This window comes from Lactobacillus agrestimuris, assembly GCF_943193025.1.
Lineage (GTDB): Bacteria > Bacillota > Bacilli > Lactobacillales > Lactobacillaceae > Lactobacillus > Lactobacillus agrestimuris.
Genome location: NZ_CALPCQ010000044.1, coordinates 1 through 1,878 on the forward strand (window position 1 = coordinate 1; position 1,878 = coordinate 1,878).

Annotated in this window: 1 protein-coding gene; it reads right to left on the reverse strand. The window is 38.9% G+C overall.

Annotated features, from left to right (window positions below; all coding sequences use genetic code 11):
- On the reverse strand, positions 1 to 1,878 hold a 1,878-nt coding region (locus NFR82_RS08755), incomplete at both ends, for a hypothetical protein (RefSeq protein WP_251717891.1).

Below are 1,878 nucleotides of genomic sequence, written 5' to 3' on the forward strand. Positions count from 1 at the left end.
ACTTTCTGAGTTTTGCAAGCTTTCACTTAATGAGGCTGAACTACTTTCAGAGTTCTGTAGACTTTCACTTAATGAAGTTGATGAGCTTTCGGAATTCTTTAAACTCTCACTTAATGAAGCTGAGCTACTTTCAGAATTCTGGAGGCTTTCGCTCAATGAAGTCGATGAACTTTCTGAGTTCTTTAGGCTTTCACTCAATGAGATTGAGGATCTTTCGCGGTTCTTTAAGCTTTCGCTCAATGAGGTTGAGGAACTTTCGGAGTTCTTTAAGCTTTCACTTAATGAAGCTGAGCTACTTTCGGAGTTCTTTAAACTTTCACTCAAGCTAGTTGAGGAACTTTCAGAATTCTTTAGGCTCTCACTTAATGAGGTTGAGCTACTTTCGGAATTCTTCAAACTATCACTTAATGAAGCTGAGCTACTTTCGGAGTTCTTTAGACTTTCACTCAATGAGGTTGATGAACTCTCAGAATTTTTCAAGCTTTCACTTAATGATGTTGATGAACTTTCGGAGTTCTTTAGGCTCTCGCTCAATGAACTTGATGAACTTTCAGAGTTCTTTAAACTTTCGCTCAATGATGTTGATGAGCTTTCGGAGTTTTGCAAACTCTCACTCAATGAAGCTGATGAGCTTTCGGAGTTCTTTAAACTTTCGCTTAATGAAGCTGAGCTACTTTCTGAGTTCTTTAAACTCTCACTTAATGAGGCTGAGGAGCTTTCGGAATTCTTTAGACTCTCACTTAATGAGGCTGAGGAGTTTTCGGAATTCTTTAAGCTTTCACTCAATGAAGTTGAGGAACTCTCGGAGTTCTTTAAGCTTTCACTCAATGAAGTTGAGGAACTCTCGGAGTTCTTTAAACTTTCACTTAATGAGGTTGAGCTACTTTCGGAGTTCTTTAGGCTTTCACTTAATGAGGTTGAGCTACTTTCGGAATTCTTTAAGCTTTCACTCAATGAAGTTGAGGAACTCTCGGAGTTCTTTAAACTTTCACTTAATGATGCTGAGCTACTTTCTGAGTTCTTTAGACTTTCACTTAATGATGCTGAGCTACTTTCCGAGTTTTGCAAACTCTCACTTAATGAAGTCGATGAACTTTCGGAATTCTGGAGGCTTTCACTCAATGAGGTTGAGCTACTTTCGGAGTTTTGCAGACTTTCGCTCAATGAAGCTGAGGAACTTTCTGAGTTCTTTAGACTTTCACTTAATGAAGTTGATGAACTTTCGGAGTTCTGGAGGCTCTCACTCAATGAAATTGATGAACTTTCTGAGTTCTTTAGGCTTTCACTTAATGATGCTGAGCTACTTTCGGAATTCTTTAGACTCTCACTCAATGAGGTTGAGCTACTCTCTGAGTTTTGCAAACTCTCACTCAATGAGGTTGAGGAACTCTCGGAGTTCTTTAAGCTTTCACTTAATGAAGCCGATGAGCTTTCGGAATTCTTTAGACTCTCGCTTAATGATGTTGAGGAACTCTCAGAATTCTTTAGGCTTTCACTTAATGAAACTGAGCTACTTTCTGAGTTCTTTAAACTTTCGCTCAATGAGGTTGAGCTACTTTCAGAATTCTTTAGGCTCTCACTCAATGAAGTTGATGAACTCTCGGAGTTCTTTAAACTTTCACTCAATGAAGCTGAGCTACTTTCGGAATTCTTTAGGCTCTCACTTAATGAAGTCGATGAGCTTTCGGAGTTTTGCAAACTTTCGCTTAATGAAGTTGATAAACTTTCGGAGTTTTGCAAGCTTTCGCTCAATGAAGCTGATGAACTTTCTGAGTTTTGCAAGCTTTCACTCAATGAAGTCGATGAGCTTTCGGAGTTCTGCAAGCTTTCGCTTAATGAAGTTGAACTACTTTCGGAGTTTTGCAAGCTTTCACTTAA